General features: G+C 73.1%; 17 protein-coding genes. 9 read left to right on the top strand and 8 right to left on the bottom strand.

Features of this window, described 5'->3' with window-relative positions; all coding sequences use genetic code 11:
• Positions 1-49 precede the first annotated feature (49 nt).
• From AB0C87_RS19560 to AB0C87_RS19545, 4 genes are read right to left on the bottom strand one after another with little or no spacing between them, the layout of a single operon-like run.
• The gene (locus AB0C87_RS19560; RefSeq protein WP_360578788.1) at positions 50-1,234 is read right to left on the bottom strand and encodes an acyl-CoA dehydrogenase family protein; all 1,185 of its coding nucleotides are present in this window, start codon (positions 1,232-1,234) and stop codon (positions 50-52) included.
• Between the two features lie 23 nt (positions 1,235-1,257).
• Entirely contained in the window at positions 1,258-2,283 is a 1,026-nt protein-coding gene (locus AB0C87_RS19555) for a 2Fe-2S iron-sulfur cluster-binding protein (protein WP_353832220.1), read from the bottom strand.
• Positions 2,280-3,974 carry an FAD-binding protein gene (locus AB0C87_RS19550; RefSeq protein ID WP_360578786.1) on the bottom strand — a complete coding sequence of 565 codons (1,695 nt, stop codon included), beginning with the start codon at positions 3,972-3,974 and terminating at the stop codon, positions 2,280-2,282. Before AB0C87_RS19550 ends, AB0C87_RS19555 begins: the two co-directional genes overlap by 4 nt.
• On the bottom strand, positions 3,971-4,840 hold the full coding sequence (locus AB0C87_RS19545; RefSeq protein ID WP_345179247.1) for an alpha/beta fold hydrolase: 870 nt from the start codon (positions 4,838-4,840) through the stop codon (positions 3,971-3,973). Before AB0C87_RS19545 ends, AB0C87_RS19550 begins: the two co-directional genes overlap by 4 nt.
• Positions 4,841-5,124: 284 nt before the next feature.
• On the opposite strand from AB0C87_RS19545, the gene AB0C87_RS19540 reads away from it, so the two are divergent.
• On the top strand, positions 5,125-5,715 hold the full coding sequence (locus AB0C87_RS19540; RefSeq protein ID WP_345179246.1) for a flavin reductase family protein: 591 nt from the start codon (positions 5,125-5,127) through the stop codon (positions 5,713-5,715).
• Positions 5,716-5,734: 19 nt separating this feature from the next.
• On the opposite strand, the gene AB0C87_RS19535 is transcribed toward AB0C87_RS19540, so the two are convergent.
• A complete protein-coding gene (locus AB0C87_RS19535) occupies positions 5,735-6,697 on the bottom strand; it encodes an IclR family transcriptional regulator (protein WP_345179244.1) in 963 nt (320 codons plus the stop codon).
• 179 nt (positions 6,698-6,876) lie between these two features.
• Between AB0C87_RS19535 and AB0C87_RS19530 the strand changes: the two genes are divergently transcribed.
• On the top strand, positions 6,877-7,749 hold the full coding sequence (locus AB0C87_RS19530; RefSeq protein WP_360578784.1) for a TIGR03619 family F420-dependent LLM class oxidoreductase: 873 nt from the start codon (positions 6,877-6,879) through the stop codon (positions 7,747-7,749).
• Positions 7,746-8,240, top strand: a complete 495-nt coding sequence (locus AB0C87_RS19525) for a nuclear transport factor 2 family protein (RefSeq protein WP_345179241.1) — start codon at positions 7,746-7,748, stop codon at positions 8,238-8,240. The genes AB0C87_RS19530 and AB0C87_RS19525 overlap by 4 nt, the downstream gene beginning before the upstream one ends.
• 25 nt (positions 8,241-8,265) lie before the next feature.
• On the opposite strand, the gene AB0C87_RS19520 is transcribed toward AB0C87_RS19525, so the two are convergent.
• Together AB0C87_RS19520 and AB0C87_RS19515 are read right to left on the bottom strand one after the other, a co-directional pair.
• Positions 8,266-9,066 (bottom strand): maleylpyruvate isomerase family mycothiol-dependent enzyme, encoded by an 801-nt coding sequence (locus AB0C87_RS19520; protein WP_345179239.1) that lies wholly within the window; start codon positions 9,064-9,066, stop codon positions 8,266-8,268.
• Between the two features lie 79 nt (positions 9,067-9,145).
• Positions 9,146-10,057, bottom strand: a complete 912-nt coding sequence (locus tag AB0C87_RS19515; RefSeq protein WP_360578782.1) for an SGNH/GDSL hydrolase family protein — start codon at positions 10,055-10,057, stop codon at positions 9,146-9,148.
• 98 nt (positions 10,058-10,155) lie between these two features.
• On the opposite strand from AB0C87_RS19515, the gene AB0C87_RS19510 reads away from it, so the two are divergent.
• From AB0C87_RS19510 to AB0C87_RS19500, 3 genes are all read left to right on the top strand, one after another.
• Entirely contained in the window at positions 10,156-11,352 is a 1,197-nt protein-coding gene (locus AB0C87_RS19510) for a helix-turn-helix domain-containing protein (protein WP_360351864.1), read from the top strand.
• 85 nt (positions 11,353-11,437) lie between these two features.
• The gene (locus tag AB0C87_RS19505) at positions 11,438-12,724 is read left to right on the top strand and encodes an FxsB family cyclophane-forming radical SAM/SPASM peptide maturase (protein WP_360578780.1); all 1,287 of its coding nucleotides are present in this window, start codon (positions 11,438-11,440) and stop codon (positions 12,722-12,724) included.
• Positions 12,721-14,031 carry an HEXXH motif domain-containing protein gene (locus tag AB0C87_RS19500; RefSeq protein ID WP_360578778.1) on the top strand — a complete coding sequence of 437 codons (1,311 nt, stop codon included), beginning with the start codon at positions 12,721-12,723 and terminating at the stop codon, positions 14,029-14,031. The genes AB0C87_RS19505 and AB0C87_RS19500 overlap by 4 nt, the downstream gene beginning before the upstream one ends.
• Here the strand turns inward: AB0C87_RS19500 and fxsT are convergent.
• The gene (gene fxsT, locus AB0C87_RS19495; protein ID WP_360578776.1) at positions 14,028-16,538 is read right to left on the bottom strand and encodes an FxSxx-COOH system tetratricopeptide repeat protein; all 2,511 of its coding nucleotides are present in this window, start codon (positions 16,536-16,538) and stop codon (positions 14,028-14,030) included. The genes AB0C87_RS19500 and fxsT overlap by 4 nt on opposite strands.
• Positions 16,539-16,868: 330 nt before the next feature.
• Here fxsT and AB0C87_RS19490 point away from each other — a divergent pair, with 330 nt between their 5' ends.
• The 3 genes from AB0C87_RS19490 to AB0C87_RS19480 form a co-directional block, all read left to right on the top strand.
• Entirely contained in the window at positions 16,869-17,039 is a 171-nt protein-coding gene (locus AB0C87_RS19490) for an FXSXX-COOH protein (protein WP_345179226.1), read from the top strand.
• A 517-nt stretch (positions 17,040-17,556) separates the two neighbouring features.
• Positions 17,557-18,951, top strand: coding sequence for an MFS transporter (locus tag AB0C87_RS19485; protein ID WP_360578774.1), 1,395 nt, complete (start codon positions 17,557-17,559; stop codon positions 18,949-18,951).
• 61 nt (positions 18,952-19,012) lie between these two features.
• The coding region (locus AB0C87_RS19480) for a hypothetical protein (protein WP_360578772.1) at positions 19,013-19,795 on the top strand (783 nt) is incomplete at its 3' end.

The raw sequence follows: 19,795 nt of genomic DNA, 5'->3' as shown, positions 1-19,795 counted from the left end.
CCGGGCGGTGGAGGCGCCCACGCTCCCGGCACGCCGCGGGTCGGCGGGCTCAGATCATCGACCGCATCGGGCCCTGGGGCGGCTCGATGTCCAGGTCCGTCAGGGCGGAGACGTGGTAGACCGAGCCGGGGACGTGGATGGCGTGGGCGAGGCCGACGTGCGCGTCCCGCCAGAACCGCTGGATCGGGTTGTCGTTCCGCATCGCGTTGCCGCCCGACCGGACGACGATCTCGTTCATCGCCTGCACCGCCCGCCACGCCGCCCGGACCTGGGTGCGGCGCCCGGCGGCGCGCTCGGCGAACGTCGGCACGTGCCCGGCGGCGACCATGTCGTACATGCGCGAGCAGTTGTCCAGCAGCGCCGTGCGGGACGTCCTGATCTCCTCGGCCGCCTCGCTGATCGCGTACAGCACGTACGGGTCGTCCTTGATCTTCGTGCCGGTGATCTGGACGCGGTTGCGCTGGTAGGCCAGGTGGTGGTGCAGCGCGCCCTCGGCGATGCCGATGACCGCGGAGGAGATGCCGAGCGGGAACACGCAGGAGAACGGCATCAGGTAGGAGGGGTTGGTCAGCCCCGCCTCGCGCGGCGCCGAACCGTCCACGACCTTGGAGTACTCCAGCGTCCGGTACGCCGGGACGAACGCGTCCCTGACGATGACGTCCTTGCTGCCGGTGCCCTTCAGCCCGGCGACGTCCCACGAGTCCTCGACGATCTCGTAGTCCGCGCGCGGCAGGATCATGTGCAGGGACCGCGGCGGCTGCGCCATCTTGCCGTCCTCGTCGCCCAGCATCGCGCCGAGGAAGATCCAGTCGCAGTGGTCGGTGCCGGAGGAGAACTGCCAGCGGCCGTTGAACACGTAGCCGCCGTCCACGGGCCGGGCGATGCCCATCGGTGCGTACGGGGACGCGATCCAGGTGTCGGGGTCCTCGCCCCAGATCTCCTCGCGCACCTTCGGGTCGGCGTAGGCCATCTCCCACGGGTGGACGCCGACGATGCCGGCGACCCAGCCGGTGGAGCCGTCCAGGGAGGCGATCCCCATCACCGTCTCGGCGAACTCGCGCGGGTGGACCTCCAGGCCGCCGTGCTCCTTCGGCTGGAGCAGCCGGATCGCGCCCGCGTCCTTGAGGATCTGCGCCGCCTTGTCGTCGAGCCTGCCGAGCGCCTCGTTGGCCGGGCCGAGCTCGCGGATCTGCTCCGCCCTCTCCATGATCGTGTCAAGCACGCGGTCAGCCATCGCCTGTCTCCCAGTATGTTTCGTCAGCCGTCGTAGGTGATCTTCAGCCGGTCGGTGACCGGCCTCGCCTGGCAGGCGAGGATGAGGCCGTCGGCGAGATCCTGCTCGTCGAGGACCGTGTTGGCGTCCAGGGTGACCTCGCCCTCCAGCGCCACGCAGGCGCAGGCCGAGCAGGACCCCTCCCGGCAGGAGAACGGGGCGTCGACGCCGGCGCGCAGCAGCGCGTCGAGAAGCCGCTCGGACGCGCGCCACGGCACCGTGCGGGTCTCGCCGTCCATCTCGACCTCGATCTCCCCGGCGTCGCCGTCCTCCGCCTCCGCCTGCTCCGGCGCGTCGTCGGGCCTCTCGAACGGGTCGCCCTCCAGCGAGAAGAACCGCTCGGCGTGCACCTTCGCGCCGAGGCCGGTGAGCGTCTCGGAGACCAGGTCCATGAAGATCTCGGGGCCGCACACGTACGCGGGACGGCCCGCGTAGGGGCCCGCCAGGGAGCGGACGGCGGCGGCCGTCGGCAGGCCCTGCACCGACTCCAGCAGGTGGACGACGGTGAGCCGGTCCGGGTGCCGCTCGGTCAGCTCCCTCAGCTCGTCGGCGAAGATGACCGACCGCTCGTCCCGGTTGGCGTACAGCAGCGCCACCCTCGCCGAGCCGGCCGCCAGGCACGACTTGAGGATCGACATGACCGGGGTGATGCCGCTGCCGCCCGCGACGAGCAGCAGGTCCTCGTCCAGCGACGGCGGTGTGAACGTGCCCGCCGGGCGCAGCACCTCCAGGACGTCGCCCGCCGTGACGTTGTCGCAGATCCAGTTGGACCCGAGACCGCCCGCGACCCGCTTCACCGTCACCTTCGGGCGGTCGCCGGTGAGCGGCGAGCTGCACAGCGAGTAGCAGCGCGCGGCCCAGCCGCCCTCCGCCGGGACCCGGACGGTGAGGAACTGCCCGGGCCGGTAGGCGAACCGCTCCCGGTCGCCCTCGACGGGTTCGAGGACGAGCGAGTGCGCGTCGGCCGTCTCCCGGACGACCTCCACCACCCGCGCCTTCAGTGCCGTCATGAGCGTCCCGCGGCCTTCCCGGCGGACCCTCCGCTCCCGGCGGCGTGCCGGGCGGCGATGTAGCCGAACACGATGGCCGGGCCGATGGTGGCGCCCGGGCCCGCGTACTCGTTGCCCATCACCGACGCCGAGGAGTTGCCCGTCACGTACAGGCCCTCGATGACCGACCCGTCCTCGCGCAGGACGCGGGCGTGCTCGTCGGAGACGAGGCCGCCCTTGGTGCCGAGGTCGCCGACCTCCATCCGGAACGCGTGGTACGGGCCGCCCTCGATGACGTCCAGGTTGGGGTTCTTCAGGTTCGGGTCGCCGTAGTAGCGGTCGTAGGCGGAGTCGCCGCGGCCGAACTCGGGGTCCTTGCCCTCGCGCGCGTACCGGTTGAACGCCTCGACGGTCTCGCCCAGCGCGTCCGCCGGGACGCCGATCTCGCCGGCCAGCTCGGCGAGCGTGTCCGCCTTGAACGCGATGCCCGCCTCGTAGAACGCCTTGGGGATCGGCGCGCCCGGCAGGATCTGCGCGAACGGGTACCGGGCGCGGGCCTTGGCGTCCATCACGAACCAGCAGGGGACGTGCCCGCCCTCCAGCTGGTCGTGGACGAAGTTGACGTACGGGGCCGACTCGTTGGTGAACCGCTTGCCGTCCTGCCCCACGATCACCGACCGGGGGATGCACCGCTCCGACAGCAGCGGGATCGTCGCCCCCGCCGGGTGCCGGACGGCGGGCATCCACCACGCGTCGTCCATCAGGTCGAGCGCGGCGCCGACGCTCTCGCCGGCGCGGATGCCGTCGCCGGTGTTCTCGCGGGCGCCCATCGCGAAGTCCTCCTGGCCGCCCTTCGGGAGGTACTTGTCGCGCATCTGCTGGTTGTGGTCGAAGCCGCCCGTCGCGAGCAGGACGCCCCGGCGCCCGCGGACGCGCAGCGCCGCGCCGTCGCGCTCGACGACGACGCCGGTGACGCGGCCGTCCTCGACGACGAGCTCGGTCATGGGGGTCTTCAGCCAGAGCGGGATCCCGGCGTCCTTCAGCGCCATCCGCATCCGCGCGGCGAGCGCCCGGCCGCCGGTCGCCATGTGGCGGCGGCGGACCATGTTGGACGACACGCGCCACGCCGCGACCAGGGACGCGCGCCGGCCCGTCCAGGTGCGCTTGGCCATCGCGAGGTCGTGGTAGTCCTTCGCGGTGATCCACAGGCCGAGGGGGCCCTTCATGCTGTTCGGCCGCTGGTACCGCTCGTCGTCGCCGAGCTTGCGGGTGTCGAACGGCTTGGCCTCGATGGACCGGCCGAGCGGGCGCCCGCCCTCGTACTCGGGGTGGTAGTCGGCGTAGCCCTTCGTCCAGAAGAACCGCATCCACCTGCTCCGGCAGAGCAGCTCCATGGCGGCGGGCCCGTGGTCGACGAACGCGTCCAGCCGCGCCGCCGGGACGCGGCCCTCGGTGAGGTGGTCCAGGTAGCGCCGGATCGACTCGCGGCTGTCGTCGTGGCCGCGCGCCTTCAGCGTCGGGTTGTTGGGGATCCAGATGCCGCCGCCGGAGATCGCGGTGGAGCCGCCGAACTTCTTGCCCTTCTCCACGATCAGCGCGGAGATCCCGGCGTCGTGCGCGGTCAGCGCCGCGGCCATCCCCCCGCCGCCGCTGCCGACGATGACGAGGTCGTACTCGTGGTCCCAGCCGCTCGGACGCTCCCGCTCGCTCACCGCTCGTCCTTCCGGGTCAGGAACGCCAGCACGGCGCTCTCCCAGGCGGACTTCTGCTCGATCATCACCCAGTGCCCGCAGTTCGGGAAGATGTTCACCTGCACGTTTGGGATCGTGCGCATCGGCACGAGCACCATGTCGACGGGGCTGACCCGGTCGTCGCGGCCCCAGGTGATCAGGGTCTCGGCCTTGAGCCTGTGGAGCATCGCCCAGTACGGCGGCTCGTCGGAGGCCGCCATCGCCTTCGCGCGGGCCGCCATCGCCTTCGACCCGTACATGCGGCGCGCGCTGGCGAGGGTGTCGGGGTCGGTGGCCTGCTTCCAGCGCTCCTCGATCATCTCCTCGGTGACGATCCGCGGGTCGTACACCATCGAGTTCAGCCACCGGACGAGGCCCTCGCGGGTCGGGTCGTCGGTGAACTCGGCCAGCAGCCTGATCCCCTCGCCGGGCGCGGGGCTGAAGACGTTGCGGCCGATCCCGCCGATGGTGACCAGCCGCCGGACGCGCTCGGGGTGCCGCAGCGCCACCTGCGTCGCCACGATGCCGCCCATGGAGTTGCCGATGACGTCGACCTGGCCGAGGCCGAGGCCGTCCAGGAAGCGGACGACGGCGCCGCCGGCGGCCATCATCGGGTGCTCGTCGGTCGGGTCGCTGACGCCGAAGCCGGGGAACTCCAGGACCAGGCAGCGGAAGTGCTCGGCGAACCGGGCGAGGTTGCCGCGGTAGTTGCGCCAGCCGGTGACGCCGGGACCGGAGCCGTGCAGCAGCAGCAGCGGCGGGCCCTCACCGGCCTCGTGGTAGCGCAGGACGCCCTGGTCGGTGGCGAGCTCGCGCAACGTCGACTCGTAGGTCAGCTCCGCAGGCATGATCTCCCAGTCCTTCGACGGTGGCTTGTCCGGAACGTAATCGGCGGGACGGCGGGGTCCGGCGGTGGATCCCGATCAGCGGGACGCGGGTCCCAGGGCGGCTCGGCGGGCCTGTCCCGCGGCCCGCTTCCACTCATCGGGATCGGGGCGGGTGGGCGCGCAGGGGCGTGCCTACCTTCGGGCTCACCGGCGGCCCCTTGACCGGTGCCGGGTGAGTACCCGTTAGTAGAAATGTCGCATAGTGGATTCGAACGCCCGCCCGCTCGCAGCCCCGAGGTGAACACATGCCAGCCGAGCCAGCGCTCACGCCCCTGCACGACGCCGACGCGGCCGCGCCGGAGCCGGCGGACTTCCGCAAGGCCATGGCGGAGTTCGCGACGGGCGTCACCGTGGTCACCGCCCTCGACGGCGGCGAGCCCGTCGGCTTCGCCTGCCAGTCGTTCGCGTCCGTGTCGCTGGACCCGCCGCTCATCCTGTTCTGCGCGGACAAGCGCGGGCGGTCGTGGCCCCGGATCCGCTCGGCGGGACGGTTCTGCGTGAACGTCCTCGGCGAGGAGCAGCGCGAGCTGTGCGAGCGCTTCGGGTCGAGCCGGGGCGCCAAGTTCGAGGGGCTGGACTGGGAGGAGTCGCGGTGGGGCGCCCCCGCCCTGCCGGACGTCCTGCTCGCGGTCCACTGCGTCGTGCACGACGTGCACGAGGCCGGCGACCACGAGGTGGTGATCGGGCGGGTCCTGGCGGTGGACCGGCACGAGGTGGTGGACGGCGCGTGGCGGCGCCCGATGGTGTTCTTCCGCAGCCGGTTCGGCGTCGGGGAGCCCGACGCGCCGATCGCGCCCGACCCGTGGGGCGTCGGCGACCGGTGGGGCTGGGGTTGACGTCACCTCGGGCCGCCCGTCACATCCAGTCGCCGCGCCCGTCGACGGCGAGCAGCCGGTTCATCGTCTCCGGCGACCAGCTGGTCTCCTCGCCGGTCCGCACGGCGCGCCGGGTGCGCCCGCCGGGGCGTCCCGCGCGGGCGCCGGGGGCCGAGCCGGGGAACAGGATCTGCGACGCCTCGCGGGCGGCGGTGACCACCAGCGGCGCGACGTTCTCCAGCGGCGCGCGGATGTCGCCGACCAGGGAGATCCCCGCGACCGGCCCCTCCGCGCCGCGGATCGCCGCGGCGACGCAGGCGATGCCGGGGTAGGACTCGCCGCGCTCGAACGCCAGGCCGCGGCGCTGCCGGATGCGGTGCAGCTCCTGGTGGAGCGTGCCGAGCTCGCCGATCGTGCGGCTGGTGAAGCGGCTGATGCCCGAGCCGAGCAGCGCGTCCACCTGCTCGGGCTCCAGCCACGCCAGCATCGCCTTGCCGAGGGCGGTGCAGTGCGCCGGGGCGCGGCCGCCGACCCGTGAGGGGACGGAGGTGGCGAGCCGCCCGCCGAGCTTGTCCAGGTAGAAGATCTCGGCGCCGTCCAGGACGGCCAGGTGCGCGACGAGCCCGGTGGTGACCTGCAGCTCGTGCAGCAGCGGCGCGGCGGCCTCGCGGATCTTGCCGTGCCCGCCGTCCTGCCCGCCGAGGCCGAGGGCGCGCTGGCCGAGCCCGTAGCCGAACGAGTGGTGCGCGAGCCAGCGCTGCCGGACGAGCTGGTCCAGGATGCGGTGCGCGGTGGAGCGCGGCAGCCGGGTGCGGCGGGCGACGTCCTCCAGGGTCAGCCGGGCGGTCGGCCCGTTGAACGCGTCGAGGATCAGCGTCATCCGCTCGATCATCGACGGCGGCGACTCCCGGCGCGCGGTCGACATGACCTCCGGCGCGGTCAGGGCCCCCGGCCTGGTCATGGCCTCCGGCGTGGCTGCCTCCGGCATCGTGGCCTCGGTCATCGCACCTCCCAGAACATGACTGAAATGAATTCTTGTTACCTGGAATGTAGCAACCGCTTGCTAGCAGCGGAAGAGGAGAAGTAAGACCAGGTCAGCCAGAGGCTTCGGCATCGGGACCGCGCCCCAGGTCGGACCGGCCACCGTGATAGAACGTTTTTCCACCAACGAGGGGAGCAGCGATGCGTGTCGGGATCGTCACGCCGGTGGTGGCGCAGCCGCCCGGCCATGCCGCCTGGGAGCGCGGCGCGGGCATCGAGGAGATCGCCCTGATCGCCGGGGCCGCCGACCGGCTCGGCTACCACCACCTGACGTGCAGCGAGCACGTCGCCGTCCCGGCCGAGGCCGCCGAGCAGCGCGGCGGCGTCTACTGGGACCCGCTCGCGACCTTCGGGCACCTCGCCGCCCGCACGTCCCGGATCCGGCTCGCCACGCAGGTGCTCGTGCTCGGCTACCACCACCCGCTCGCCATCGCCAAGCGCTACGGCACGCTCGACCGGGTCAGCGGCGGGCGGCTCACGCTCGGCCTCGGCGTCGGCAGCCTGGAGGAGGAGTTCGACCTGCTCGGCGCGCCGTTCGCCGGCCGCGGCTCCCGCGCCGACGACGCGCTGGCGGCGCTGCGCGCCTCCCTGTCGCGGCGCACGCCGGAGTACCGCGGCGAGCACTACGCCTACTCCGGGCTCGTCGTGGAGCCGCACGCCGTCCAGGACCGCGTCCCGCTGTGGATCGGCGGCCGCTCGGGCCGCTCGCTGCGCCGCGCGCTGGACGCCGACGGCTGGGTGCCGTTCGGCCTGCCGCTGCGCACGCTCGCGGAGATGCTCGCGGACGCCGACGTGCCGCCCGGCTTCGACGTGGTCCTCGCGCCGTCCCGCCCGCTGGACCCGATCGGCGCCCCGGAGGCGGCCGGGACGGCGCTCGCCCGGCTGCGCGAGGCGGGCGCCACGATCGCCGGCGTCCGGATGGAGTCGGAGTCGGCGGAGCACTACTGCGAGCAGCTCGCCGCCCTGCGCGGGCTGGCCGTCGGCTACGGCCTGGTCTTCGGGGAGGAGCGGTGAGCGTCGAAGCCCGGCTGGCCGCCCTCGAGGAGCGGCTGCGCGCCCTGGAGGACGAGCGGGAGATCACCCGGCTGATCCTGTCCTACGGGCCGCTGGTCGACAGCGGCTCCGCGGCCGAGGTCGCCGGGCTCTGGGAGCCGGACGGCGTCTACGACGTGGACGAGCTGATGATGACCGGGCACCCGGAGATCGAGGCGATGGTCCGCTCGGCGAACCACCAGCGGTGGATCTCCGGCGGCTGCGCGCACGTCGTCGGCCCGCCGCACGTCACGCTCTCCGGCGACGAGGCCACCGCCGTCGGCTACACCCTCATGATCGTCAAGCGGCCGGACGGCTTCGTGCTGCGCCGCGCCACCGCCAACCACTGGCGGCTGCGCCGCACCCCGTCCGGCTGGCGCGCCGTGACCCGCGTCAACCGCGTCCTCGACGGCCGCGAGGAGTCCCCCGACCTGCTCGCCTCCCACTTCCCGGACGCCGTCCGGCACCGCTGAGAGCCCGCGGACCGGGGGCGGCGGCTCAGGGGGTGACGCCCATGGTGGCGAGGATCCCGCCGGCCAGCTCCCCGTCGCCCTCGGCGCGGACGGCGACGTCGCCCGCCGCGCAGCGTCCGGCGGTCAGCCGGACGTAGGTCTCCCAGTCCATGGCGATCCTCGCCGACGGGGACGCCGGGACGTCGGACCACGCGCCGCGGCCGTCGTCGCCGACCGTGACGGCGACCTCGAAGTCGGGCGGGCCGGAGATCGTGAGGACGGCGCTGCGACCGGGCGCGCCCTTCGCCGCCCGCGCCACGATGCGGGGCAGGGGGCGGCTCAGCAGTTCCCAGAAGCACCGCGCCGCGGGGGCGTCGAGGTTGCCGGGGCGGCCGACCGCCCGGCGGACGTCCTGCTCGTGGGTCCAGCAGTCCATGGCGCGGAACTTCATGAACCGCGTGTAGGGGCCCTCCCTGCCGTCCGGGCACATCAGGACGCGGTCGGGGTCCTCGCCGGCCAGCTGCACCAGGCGGCGTTCGAGCGCGTCCGCCAGTTCCGCCGCGACCTGCGGGCCGGGGACCGGCCGCCGCGCGTGCACCGCCAGCTCGGTGTAGCGGGCGAAGTCGTTGCGGAGGTGCTCGAACTCGGGCAGCTCGACGGGCGGGGCGGGATCGCCGAGCAGGTCGCGCTCCACGCCGGCGAGGTGGGAGAACTGGTCCTTGACCGTCCAGCCGGGACACTCGGTCGGCCGGTCCCAGTCGTCGTCGCCCAGCGTCCCGGCGAGCGCAAGCGTCGAGCGGATCGTCTGCTCGTACGCGGCGGTGTTGGCGCGCATCTGCTCGTTCATGATCACCCCTCCGTCGGCGCCACGAAGCTTACGGCCCGTCCCGGCCCGGAGGTCTGGCCGGGACGGGCCATCAGCGGGCTCAGGCGCCGAGGACGCCGCCGATGACGGCGGCGTACGCGGCCTCGCCCGCCGCGTTCGGGTGCAGGGGCGCGGCGGAGTGGACGGGGACGTAGCCCTCGACCCAGCGCTGGGACGCCGACTGGCACGCGTCGTGGCCGGCGCTGGGCGTGACCAGGTCGATGTAGGTCCCGCCGTGCGCGGTCGTCTGCTGGCGGATCACGTCGTTCAGGGCGTTCACGGAGCCCTGGAGGAAGTTGGCGTCCGTGGGCAGCACGGGCTGGACGGGCCAGCAGCCGTTCCGCCTGACGTAGAGGCCATAGCCGGTGACGACGATCCGGGCCTTCGGGGAGCGGGCGCGGATCCCGTCCAGGAGGGCGGACAGCTTCGGGCCGAAGTCGCGGGTGCGCTGGGCCACCTGGTCCTCGAACTCGCCCTTGCACGGGGTGGCGGTGGGGTCGAGGGTGGCGCAGTCCTGGGCGATGCCGACCAGGCCGACGTCGTTGCCGCCGATGGTGAGGGTCACGAGCGCGGTGGACGCGGTGAGCGCGTCGAGCTGCGGCGGGACGGTCCCGGTGTCGACGCCGCCGACGCTGGTGCTCTGCGACTGGGTCATGTGGGTGGTCTTGGCGCCGCTGCAGGTGACGTCCCGGAGGGCGGCGCCCGTGCGGGAGGCCAGCACGTGCGCGTAGTTGCGGGTGGAGCGCCCGCAGCCGACCGGGCCGGTGATGTCCGGGATGAGCGGGCCGGACGCCATCGAGTCGCCGAGCGCGACGTACTCCACCGCGGCGGCCGCCGCGGGAACGGCCGTCCCGCCGAGCGCCGCGCCCGCCAGAACGAGCGCGCCGACCGCGCCCCCGGCGACTCGGCTCCTCGCGGCCCGGCCCCTGACGGCCCGGGGGGTGGACGGGCGGCCGTTGAACAGACGCTTCATGAGCTGACTCCCGGCGTCATGGACGATGTCGCCGTGATCGTCCAGAATCTGGACACGCCGTTCAATTGGCGCGAAAACAGACTCTTCCGGGAGCCGTTGTGACGCGGGACAAGACGCCGGCGCTGCGCGTGGCGGGCCGGCCGGTGGCGGCCCATCTGCGGGTCCGCGCGCCGCTGCTGACCCGCCGCGTCGTGGCGCGGCTGCTCGCCGAGCTGCCCGTCTACGCCGAGCTGCCGCAGGAGGAGGTCGCCGGGGACGTCGCCGGGATCGTCCAGCACAGCCTGCGGCAGTTCGCGGACGTTCTGGAGCGGCGCCGGCCCGCCCGCGCGGCCGACTTCGCACGGCAGCGCGACTCGGCGGCGCTGCGGGCCGAGGAGGGCGTGCCGCTGGACGCGATCCTCGCCGCCTACCAGATCGGGGCGGCCATGGCCTGGGAGGACCTGACCGCCGGGGCCGAGCCGGACGACCTGCCCGCCTTCCAGGAGGCGCTCGGCTACTTCTTGGACTTCCAGCGGCTGCTGACCTCCGCCGTCAGCGCCGCCTACCTGGAGGTGAGGCAGATCCTCGACAGCCAGGAGCACGGCGGCCGGCACGCCCTGATGACCGCGCTGCTGGCGGGGGACACCGCGGGGCACCGCCCGGCGCCCCGCTACGCCGTCCTGGCGCTGGCGTTCGGCCCGCATCCGGACGAGGCCGGGTCGGGCCAGCGCGCCCGGATCGCGGCCCGCCGCAAGATCCGCCGCGTCCGGACCGCGCTGGACGCCGTCGCCGACGAGCCCGCGCTCACCGCTTTGGACGCCTCGGGAGGGACGGCCCTGCTCCCCTACTCCGCCGGGTGGGAGACCCTGCACGACCTGGTCGCGGGCGCGGCGAAGGCGGCCGACATCGAGGTGACGGCCGCCGCGGAGATCACCGGGCCGGCGGGCGTCCCGGGCGCCGTCGCCCAGACCGGCGAGATCATGGACCTGGTCCGCCGGGCGGGCCGCCCGCCCGGCCTGTACCGGCTCGCCGACGTCCTGCTGGACTACCAGCTGAGCCGTCCGAGCGGCGCGCTCGCCGCGCTCGCCGAACTGCTGGCGCCCCTGGACCTCAGGCCCGACCTGCTGCGCACGCTGGAGCGCTACCTGGCGCTCGACCTGGACCGCCGCGCGACCGGCGCGGCCCTGCACGTCCACCCGAACACGGTCGCCTACCGGATTCGCCGCATCAGCGCCCTCACCGGCCTGGACCCGGCCCGCCCCGGCGACCTCCAGCTCCTGAACGCCGCCCTGATAGCCCGCCGCTCCCTGCGCTGATCCCTGCGCCGATCCGCCGCCGGGACCAATCCCGGACCGCGATTCCGTGATCATGATAATGCGTATATAAATGTATAAAGGGAACTTGATCCACTTGCGCGAACCCCGCTGGGAGTTGATCGGTGTGACCGTGGGGGCCGCCCGGACGTCCACCGAAGACGAATGGCCGGCCACCCTGAGCGTCCAGAGCCTGCTGGAGCAGGGGTGGCGGCCGACTCCGTTCCGCGAGTTCGTCCTGAAAGTCCACAGCAGATGCAACCTGGCCTGCGACTACTGCTACATGTACGAGATGGCGGACCAGAGCTGGCGGCGCCAGCCGCGCCGCATGTCGCGCGCCACCCTGGACCGCACGGCCGCCCGCATCGCCGAGCACGCGCGCTCCAATGACCTGTCCCGGATCGGCGTCGTCCTGCACGGCGGAGAACCGCTGCTCGCCGGTCCCGAGCACATCCGCTACGCGGTCGAGGCGGTCAATTCGGCCGTGGATTCCCGGACGTCGGTGAGTTTCCACTTGCAGACCAATGGCGTCCTCCTCGATTCGGTCTACCTGAATCTCTTCGACGAACTCGACATATACGCGAGCGTCAGCCTGGACGGCGACGAGGACGGCCACGACCGCCACCGCCGCCGCGCCAACGGCAGGGGAAGCCACGAGGAGGTCACGACCGGGCTGCACCGGCTGACGACGCCCGCGTACCGCCGGCTGTTCAGCGGCCTGCTGAGCACGATCGACCTGCGCAACGACCCCGTCGCCACCTACGAGGCGCTCCTCGCCCACCGCCCCCCGGCCGTCGACTTCCTGCTCCCGCACGGCAACTGGGACACCCCGCCTCCGGGCCGCGGCGACGACGACGCGACACCGTACGGCGACTGGCTCGTCGCGATCTTCGAACGCTGGTACCGCACCCCGGTGCGGGAGACCCGCGTCCGGCTGTTCGACGAGATCATCCGGCTGCTGCTCGGCCGCCCCTCGCGCAGCGAGACGATCGGGCTGTCGCCGGTCGCGGTCGCCGTGGTGGAGACCGACGGCTCCATCGAGCAGGTCGACACGCTCAAGTCCGCCTACGAGGGCGCCGCGCACACCGAACTGCACGTGGGCAGGGACACCTTCGACGCAGCCCTGATGCTCCCCGCGATGGCCGCGCGCCAGATCGGCCGCCGGGCACTCGCCGACGCGTGTACGGCCTGCCCCGTCCACCGCGTCTGCGGCGGCGGCCTCTACACCCACCGGTACCGCTCCGGCACCGGCTTCGCCAACCCGTCCGTCTACTGCCGCGACCTCTTCCGCCTGGTCACCCACGTGCGGGACGCGGTCTCGCAGGACGTCGAGGCGTACACGAGGAAGGTGTCGTCCCAGGAGGGAACCGGATGAGCCCGGGCGTCCACCGGATCCCCGAGAAGGTCTTCCTGGCGCTCGCCGCGGGCGAGGGCGGCCCGGCCGCGGTCGAACTCCTCCACAGAGCCCAGTACAGCAAGCGCCTCCTGCTGCTGCGGGGCGTGCGCGACGCGGGCGGCCCCCAGGCCGCGGAGGCCTACGACCTGCTCGGACGCATCCAGCAGAGGGCCCCGCAGGCGGCCGAGGCCGTGCTGCGGCATCCGACCGTCGGCGAATGGGCCAGGCGCGCTCTCGCCGGCCCGTCCGGCGCGGAAGGCGGCGCCGCCCCGGCCGGCCTCGCCGCCCTCGCCGCCGGGGCGGCGGTCAAGGCGCGACTTCCCTGCGAGATCGAGGTGCCGGCGCGCTCGGGGGCGATCGTCCTTCCCGGGCTGGGACGCGCCCTCGTCCCCGGCCGGAGGAGCGCGCTCGTCCGGTCCGGACCGGGCGGGGCGGAGGTCGTCGCCGGGAACCTGCGGATCGGGCTGCCGGCCGACGTCCACCGGGACGCGCCCGGCTGGGAGGCCCTGCGGAGGCTGACCGCCGAACACCGCGGCGCGCACGCCGGCTTCCTGCTCGACGACCACGACCCGGACCGCATGCCCGGAGCCGAGCGGCTCCAGCACCGCCTGAGCGGCGCCGAGCTCGACCACTGGCAGACGGTCCTGGACGGCGCCTGGCGCATCCTGGTCGACCACCATCCGGGCGTCGCGGAGGACGTCGCCGCCTTCGTGTCCGTCCTGACCCCGCTCGTCGCCCCGGCACAGGGGCAGTCCAGCGCGACGCCCAGGCACGCTTTCGGCAGCATCGGCCTGTCCAGCCCGCCCGACGCCCGCTTCCTCGCGGTCACGCTGGCCCACGAGGTCCAGCACACCAAGCTCACCGGGCTTCTGGACGCCGTCCACCTCACCCGCCCCGACGACGGCACCACCTACTACGCGCCCTGGCGGGAGGATCCGAGGCCCGTCGCGGGGCTGCTCCAGGGCGCCTACGCCCACCTCGGCATCGCCAGGTTCTGGCGGGACCAGCGCCGGCACGAGACGGGCGAGGCCGCCCTTGAGGCCGAGAGCGACTTCGCGCGCTGGCGCGCCGCCACGGACCTCGTCATCCGCACCCTCGCCTCCAGCGGAGGGCTCACCGCCGAGGGCGAGGTGTTCGTCGGCGAGATGGGCCGGACCGTCCGGGCCTGGCTGGACGAGCCCGTCCCCTCCGAGGCCCTGCGCCGCGGCGGCGAGGCCGCGGGACGGCACCTGACCGCCTGGCGCCGCCGCAACCCCGGGCATCCCTCGCCCTCCGGCGCCGCCTAGATCGGCGGCGGGTCGAAGTCGCAGTCGAGGTTGCGCCACTCCCCCGCGACGACGGCGTCCGGATGCTCCAGGCCTAGCGTCCTGGAGTAGGCGTTCATCGTCTCCTCGTGCAGCCGGTCCGCCTCGTCCGCGTCGCCGGACTCCCGCAGCGAGACCGCGAGGTTCGCGGCGCAGGCCAGGGTCATCGGGTGCTCGTCCCCGATCGCCGCGCGCAGCCGCCGCAGCGTCCCCCGGCCGAGCCTGCACGCCGACTCCACCTCGCCGAGCGCGAGCAGGTCGCTGGCCAGGTTGGTGGCCACGGTGAGCGAGTAGTGGTGGTCGCGTCCGAGCTTGACCTCCAGCCCCGCCAGCGCCTTCTCGTTGGACGCCCGCGCGGACGCCGCGTCGCCGCACACCCGGTGCAGCAGCGCCAGGTTCCCGCCGCAGCCGTGGTTGTAGGGGTGCTCGGGCCCGTAGGCCTTCGGATAGCGGACGACCGTGTCGGCCGCGAGTTCCAGGGCCGACTTCAGGTCCCCGGTGCAGCGCTGCCCGTTGGCCAGGCACATCGCCGCGGCCAGGGTGTCGGGGTGGTCCAGCCCGAACAGGCGCACGGAGCGCGCGTTGACCTCCTGCGCCACCTCCAGGGCCCTGTCCAGCTCGCCCGCGCGGCGCAGCGCGATCGAGAGGTCCTTGGCCACGCGCAGCGTCAGCGGGTGCTCGGCGCCGAGTTCGTCGACGCACTTGGCGTAGGCGTCCTCACCCAGATCGCAGGCCTCGGAGTACTCGCCGCAGAGGCGCACCGCGCGCGCCAGGCCCCCGAGCGCGTTGCTGACGTTGACCGCGGTTCCCCGGGCGACGTCCCCGAACCTCAGGCAGACGGTCTCGTGGAGCTCCTTCGACTTGACGTAGTCGCTGTTCAGCCCGTGGTCGAGCGCCAGGTTGTGCATCACCCGCAGCGTGTCGGGCGCCGACTCGCCGAACGCCTCCGTGTGCCGTTCCAGGGAGCGCATGTCGTGGTCGCGGGCGTCCGAGAAGTCCCCGCGCGCCCGCAGGTCGGCGCCGAGCGAGTTCAGCAGTTGCAGGGTCATCCGGTGCTTGGGGCCGACCAGCGCCTCCGTCCGCTCCATGGCCTTCAGGTTCGACTCGTAGGCGGCGCCGTACTCCCCGAGGTCCCGCAGGATGTTGCCGAACTGGCGCTTGCCCTCCAGGAGGTCGATGTCGTCCTCCCCGGAGTCGGCCGCCCACTGGTCGAGGAGGCGTTCGATCAGGTGCTGCGCGAACGCGTAGTCGCCGGACAGCCGCAGGTAGCGGACGATGTTGAGGGCGAACTTGCGGACCTCGGGGTCGGTGCTCTCGGCGACGGCGGCGGGCTCCACGTGGCCGATCAGCTCCGAGTAGCGCCGCCAGCTCGCCGGCGACTCCGCGTCCTCGGGGGGCGTCGCGGCCACGAGGAGCATGTGCACCTCGCCGCGGAAGCGCGCCTGCTCCGCCGGGCTCAGCTCGTCGCGCAGCAGCGCCTGGATCAGCCGGTGCACCTGGACGGTCCGGCTCGGCGCGTCGATCTTCGCCAGCGCGTACCGGTTGACCTCCCCGAAGGCCCGCGCGAGGCGGATCGGGTTGCGCAGCAGCCCGGCCAGCGGCTGGCTGATCCCGGGCGGGGTCCGGGAGAACACCTCGCGCGGGATCGGCTCGGGGCCGAAGAACGCGCAGCAGCGCAGGAGCTCGACGGCTTCGGGCACCTTCTCGGCCAGGCTGTTCACCGACAGCCGCCACGCCGCCGTCATCGACACCGGGTACTCGGTCGGCTTGCCCTCGGCCAGCAGCTGGCTGGTGCACTCGTCGAGCAGCCGCAGGTACTCGGTGACGGACATGCCCGTCTCGGCCTGCAACGCCCCGGCCTGCTCCAGGGCGAGCGGCAGGTCCCCGAGCTCGTGGGCGAGGCGGTTCGCGTCCTCCTCGCCGATCGCGCGCGGGACGCGCTTGTTGAGGAACGCGACGCTCTCGTCGCGGCTGAAGACGTTGACCTGGACGGTGTGGCCGACGCCCTCCCACCGCGGGTTGCGCGAGGTGACGAGGACGTGCCCCTGCCCCTGGCCCTGGGGCAGCAGGTCCTGGAGGTCCTCGGGCTGGTCGGCGTTGTCGAAGATGAGGAGCCAGCGGCGGTACGGCTCCCCGCGGCGCAGCGCTTCGAGGACGTCGTTGGCCGCGTCCTCGACGCCCCGGGCCGTGGCGGAGGTCAGGCCGAGCTTGGGCGCCAGCGACGCCAGCGCCGGCCGCACCAGGGACGGCTGGTCGGCCGGAACCCACCACACCACGTCGTAGTCCACGGCGAACCGGTGCGCGAACTCCACCGCCATCTGGGTCTTGCCCACGCCGCCGAGCCCGTGCAGGGCGTGCGGGAGCACGGCGGTGACCTGGCCGGAGATGCCTGCCTTCAGCTTGGTGAGCAGCTCCTCGCGTCCGGTGAAGTTCTTGTTCCGCGGCGGGATCTTGCCCCAGACCGCCGGGGCCGTCTCCGGGAACGACACGCGTCCACCTCGCATTCCGCCGATCACCACATGGCCGGATCGCTGCGCCGGCATGCGCACTTAGCTACCGTATTATCCCAATTCAGTCAGGGGGGGAATAGGTCACGCGTCACAGATCCGAACCGCGCCCGTTTCTGCGGGCCCTCTTTTCGGTCCGGCTAATTCGCCTGTTTCGATCGCACTATAAAAGCGTCGACCGGCGACCGGGAACGGCAATGGTCAAAGCAGGATTCTTCTGTAATCATTGGAGTCAGCCGCCCATGCACGGACAATCCTGTACTGTGCGCCCGCCCACCCGCCAGGCGGCGTGACCCCGCCCGAGGAGATTCCATGCAGCAGGAACCCGCTCTCCACGGCGACCTGATCGACGTGTCCGGACTCTCGCTCCGCGAACTCGACGACGTGCTCGGCGAGTCGGCCATCGAACTGGCCCTGCGCGAGATCCTCGACCCCAGCCGCGGAGAGATCGCCTCCGCCGGCTTCGAGAGCAAGCTCGGCTGACCCCGCGGCCGCCGGCCCCCCGCGTCTCCCGGCGCGGGGCCGACCGGCGCACCCCCTGGTCCGGCATCCGCCGGTGCGGAGCACCGCGCGGGCCACGGGCGGCTCGTCCTGTGCCGCCCCTCTGGCGGCGGAAGCGGGAAGCGCGTCCCGCACCGATCCCCACGATCGGCATACCGTCGTTCAAGAGTCGTACGAGACTCGCCCGCGGGAAGTCGTTTTTCGACAATCGACCCGTTTCTCGCCGCGATCTCCACTAGAGTCTGCCTGCGACCCCGGCACTACGGGGCCGCAGGCTTTCTTCTCGGTATGAACGCGCCCGGAGCTTTTCGACCGTTTTCCTTTCGCCGCTCATGCCGTCGGACGGAAAGCCATTCGGGCCGGCGCACCCATTGCCGCCGCCCGCTGGTCGGCGCCCGGTCGCACCTCGACCGAACCGGCCACCATCGGTTCCGGGAAGGATGCAACAGGTGGCCGCTTTCGACGGCGCGAGCGGGTCCACGTGAAACCACGAGCGTCCATGCCACGGGATTTCACCTTCCTGTGGAGCGGGTCGGCCGCCTCCCAGCTCGGCACCATGAACGCGGCCATCGCGATCCCGCTGCTGGCGCTGTCGCTGACCCGCTCGCCGGTCTTCGCGGGCTGGGTCGCCGCGGCCGGGACGTTCCCCCGGCTCCTCCTCTACGTGCCCGCGGGCATGCTCGCGGACCGCTTCGACCGCCGGCGCATCATGCTGACCTGCCAGTACACGCGGTTCGGCGTGTCGGTACTGCTGGCCGTCGGCCTCGCTCTGCACTACCACCCCGGCCTGCTCCTGGTCGGCGCGGCCGCGGCGGACGGCGCGCTCGCGGGCCTGTACAGCCTGGCCGAGGTCGCCGTCGTCAAGCGCGTCGTCCGCCCCGACCAGCTTCCCGAGGCGATGGCGAGAAACGAGGCAAGGGGCCATATCGCGCTGCTTCTCGGCCGCCCGCTCGGCGGATTCCTGTATGGCCTGGACAGGGCGCTTCCCTTCGCCGCCGACGCTCTCTCCTCCCTTTTCTCCGCCCTCACGCTGCACTGCGTGCGGGAGAAGAATTTCGCACCGGAGGAACAACGGGCCCCCGAACCCACCGATTTCGGAAAGTGCATTCGTTTCATCCTGGGCCACCCATTCCTGTGCATGGTGATCGCCGTGTGCGCGGTGACGAACTTCGCCTTCCAGATCATCTTTCTGAGGCTCGTGGTGCAGGCGGACCAGGAGTTCTCCTCCACTTCGATGATCGGCATTCTCTTCGCGGCGTCCGGGCTCGGGGGCACGCTCGGCGCCGTCGCGGCGTCCCACCTTTCCCGGCGCTACCGCCTGGCCCAGGGCAACCGGCCGATGCGGCTGCTGTTCTGCTGCGTCTGGGGATGGTTCGCGATGACCGCGATCGTGACGGCCTACGACAGCCCGCTGGCCGGGCTCGCCGCCTGGGGCGGGATCAGCTTCATCGGCGCGCACATGAACGTGGCGCTCACCGTCTACCAGGCGACGTGGATCCCCGACGACATGCTGGCGCGGGTGGCCAGCATCAACAGCCTCGTCACGCAGAGCGCCGTCCCCCTGGGGTCGCTGTTCTCCGGCTACCTGCTCTCGCTGGTGGCGAGCACGAGGATCGCGACCGGGGTCGTCACCGCGATCACCCTGTGCGTCGCCGTGGTCAGCAGCTGCTGCCTCTGGTCGCTGCGGAAACGGCGGAACATCGGCTCCCAGCAGACGCTCAGGGGCGCGCTCGCCGAGGTGGTCGGGCCGCCGCTCCGCCGGTGCGCGGCGGCGGCCCGCGCGGTCCCGGGACGGGTCCGCTCCACGGCCCGGCCCGCGGACTCCGGTTCCGACACAGACCTTTATGACAATTCCACACCGCCGGAAATGCCCCAGGGGATCATTTCTCGCTGAACGCGTACGATATGCCCCACCGATGGGGGTCCCGGTGCGGTTTGGGTGTCGGAGGGGATGAGTGTCGGACGTGGCATGGTCGCTGCCTTTCGAAGACCAGTCCCGCCTCGTGCGGGCCCTGTGGGAACTGGAGACCGTGCGCAAGCGCACCTCCCGTGACCTCTGCGTCTCCCTTCTGGAACGGCGGCTGGGCCATCCCCTCCCGATCAGCCGGGACGACAAGGACATCACCGATGTCTGGCATCTCGTGGACGCGTGCCTGCCCTATCCCGGGGCGTTCCACGCGCTGGTCGAGATCGTCGAGGAGTTCCACCGCGGGAGCACGCCGATGGGGGAGCTCCGCGACCTCGTCGAGGAGCTGCTTCCCGAACCGCTGCTCAGCCCGAAGGAGCGCCGGGAACTCGACGGCCTCCTGCGGAGCCTGGGCGACCGCGTCTCCGCGGCCGTCGAGCCGGCCGCGATCCGCGCGCTCTACTGGGAGGTCGCCGGCCCCTCCGGCCCCGCCCTCGCCGCCGACCCGGGCGACCTGTGGAGCGTTCTGGCCAGGCTGGAGGACCTGACCTTCAGCGCCGAGGGCGTCCCGCCGCTCCTGGCCTTCGTCGAGGGGCTCGCCGCGCACGCGGCCGGACCCGCGGCCGCCGGCCTGCGCGCCTGGGCCGACCGGCTCGCGCACCGGCTGGGGGCGGCGCGCGGGCGCCCCCCGGGGCGGCGGGGCGTGGTGGCCGCGGGGCGCGACGGGGGGGGGGGGGGGGCCGCGGGCGGCGGGGGCCACCCCCCGCTTCCGGACGCCGTGCCGCCGGGCGCCAACCCTGTTGTACGGGGGCGGGGGGGGTATGCGCGCGCC

Source organism: Actinomadura sp. NPDC048021 (assembly GCF_040653135.1).
Lineage (GTDB): Bacteria > Actinomycetota > Actinomycetes > Streptosporangiales > Streptosporangiaceae > Spirillospora > Spirillospora verrucosospora.
The sequence above is the reverse complement of the archived record's forward strand: the minus strand, read 5'-3'. Positions and strand labels throughout refer to the sequence as shown.

Coding starts and splice junctions, on each gene's coding strand:
- AB0C87_RS19560 (WP_360578788.1), bottom strand. CDS start 1,234: ATGGCTGACCGCGTGCTTGACACGATCATGGAGAGGGCGGAGCAGATC.
- AB0C87_RS19555 (WP_353832220.1), bottom strand. CDS start 2,283: ATGACGGCACTGAAGGCGCGGGTGGTGGAGGTCGTCCGGGAGACGGCC.
- AB0C87_RS19545 (WP_345179247.1), bottom strand. CDS start 4,840: ATGCCTGCGGAGCTGACCTACGAGTCGACGTTGCGCGAGCTCGCCACC.
- AB0C87_RS19540 (WP_345179246.1), top strand. CDS start 5,125: ATGCCAGCCGAGCCAGCGCTCACGCCCCTGCACGACGCCGACGCGGCC.
- AB0C87_RS19535 (WP_345179244.1), bottom strand. CDS start 6,697: ATGACCGAGGCCACGATGCCGGAGGCAGCCACGCCGGAGGCCATGACC.
- AB0C87_RS19530 (WP_360578784.1), top strand. CDS start 6,877: ATGCGTGTCGGGATCGTCACGCCGGTGGTGGCGCAGCCGCCCGGCCAT.
- AB0C87_RS19520 (WP_345179239.1), bottom strand. CDS start 9,066: ATGAACGAGCAGATGCGCGCCAACACCGCCGCGTACGAGCAGACGATC.
- AB0C87_RS19515 (WP_360578782.1), bottom strand. CDS start 10,057: ATGAAGCGTCTGTTCAACGGCCGCCCGTCCACCCCCCGGGCCGTCAGG.
- AB0C87_RS19500 (WP_360578778.1), top strand. CDS start 12,721: ATGAGCCCGGGCGTCCACCGGATCCCCGAGAAGGTCTTCCTGGCGCTC.
- AB0C87_RS19490 (WP_345179226.1), top strand. CDS start 16,869: ATGCAGCAGGAACCCGCTCTCCACGGCGACCTGATCGACGTGTCCGGA.
- AB0C87_RS19485 (WP_360578774.1), top strand. CDS start 17,557: ATGCCACGGGATTTCACCTTCCTGTGGAGCGGGTCGGCCGCCTCCCAG.